At 77.2% G+C, this 1636-nt stretch carries 1 protein-coding gene and 1 pseudogene; both read left to right on the forward strand.

What is annotated here, in order from left to right:
- Positions 1–1302 (forward strand): CHAT domain-containing protein (locus EBN88_RS29785; RefSeq protein WP_147472920.1); only part of this gene is annotated, 1302 nt, incomplete at its 5' end.
- A 58-nt stretch (positions 1303–1360) separates the two neighbouring features.
- A pseudogene (locus tag EBN88_RS30320) lies at positions 1361–1636 on the forward strand (hypothetical protein); the annotation flags it as partial.

The following is a 1636-nucleotide window of genomic DNA, read 5'->3' on the forward strand; positions in this document are numbered from 1 at the left end:
CTGGCCGCGCTGCGCGCGTCGAACGGCCGCGCGCCGGCGCGCACGCCGGGCGTGCCGGAGCTGGCGGCCGGTCTGGCGGCGGCCGGCGTGGACGCGCTGGCCTATCTGCTGCCCGCCGTCGGGGCGAACGGCAGCGGCTACGCCGTGCTGCTCCGCCCCACCGGCGGAACGCCCACCGTGCTGCGGCTGCCGGGGCTGACCCTGGCCGACCCGACGCTGAGCGCCTATCTGGACGCGGCCGCGCACCGCTCCCGGGAACCGGAGGACGCCAACGGCGAGGCGCGCTGGGTGAGTTCGCTGGACGCGCTCTGCGACTGGGCCGGCCGGGTGGTGATGGACCCGCTGTTGCGCGCCGTTCCTGGCCGGGCCGACGGCGCCGACCCCCGGATCGTGCTGGTGCCCTGCGGGCCGCTGGGCGTCGTCGCCTGGCACGCGGCCCTGGTGCGCGCCTACGGGGCCAACGACGGTGCCGGGCAACGGCGTTACGCCTGCGAGCGGGCCGTGATCAGCTATGCCGCCTCCGGCGCCGAACTCCTCCGAGCCGCCGCGCGCCGCAGACAACCGCCCGTCGCCGGCGGCCAGGTGCTGGTCAGCGACCCCGAACTCACGCTGCTGTGGGCGGAGTTCGAGGCGGAGGCGCTGCGCGCGGCGTTCTACCCTGGCGCGGCGCGCTACGGGGAGTTCCCCTCGGACGCCGACACCCCGCCCGACGCGCCCGGCACCCCCGACGACCTGCTCGCCGTCCTCCCCGGCACCGGTCCCGACGGCAACGCGGGCCCCGGCCCCGGTCCCGCCGTGGTGCACCTCGCCTGTCACGCGACCGCCGGCCCGCTGCCCACCCGTTCCGCGCTGCGCCTGGCCGACGGCCGGGCGTTGACCGTGGCCCGGCTGCTGGAGCACGCGGCCGCGCCGGGCGCGGCCGGGCCGCTGGTGGTGCTCAGCGCCTGCGAGACGGACCTCAGCACCCGCGACCACGACGAGGCGTTGACCCTCGCCACGGCCCTGCTGGCCCGGGGTGCCGTCGATGTCGTGGGCTCCCGCTGGGCCGTCAACGACGGGGCGAGCGCGGTGCTGATGACCGCGTTCCACCACTTCCTCGCCGACCGTGGCCTGGCCCCGGCGGACGCCCTGCGGGCCGCGCAACGCTGGATGCTGCGCCCCGAGAACCGGGTCCCGCTCCCGCTGACCGACGCCCTACGCCACGAGGCCGGCCGCCCCGACCTGCCCGAGGTCCACCTCTGGGCGGCCTTCACCCACCAGGGCAACCCGGCCCCGGGCGACGGAGGTTCCACCCTGCGGTGAGTTCCGGCCCTGTCAAGGAGGCACGTTTCGGCCGACCTTGCGCGGTTACCCGAACGTTATGACCACACGGAGCGAAGCACGGAAGAAGAGCGAAGCGCACGCGAAGGCTCAGGAGGCCCACGCGAAGGACGAGTCGAAGGACGACCGGCCGGCCTCGCTCAGGGTCGCCGAGGCCGGCGCGCGTTCGGCCGGCGAGGCCGGCAGGCGGGCGGGTCGGGCGGCGGCCTCCCGTTGGGAGACCGGCCAACGGGCCGTCGCGTCCACCGCGCACCGGGCGGCCTCCCACATCGGCACGGCCTGGACCGCCGCCAAGCACCACAGGGCGGCGGCCGCC

The organism is Streptomyces triticirhizae (genome assembly GCF_003696235.1).
Lineage (GTDB): Bacteria > Actinomycetota > Actinomycetes > Streptomycetales > Streptomycetaceae > Streptomyces > Streptomyces triticirhizae.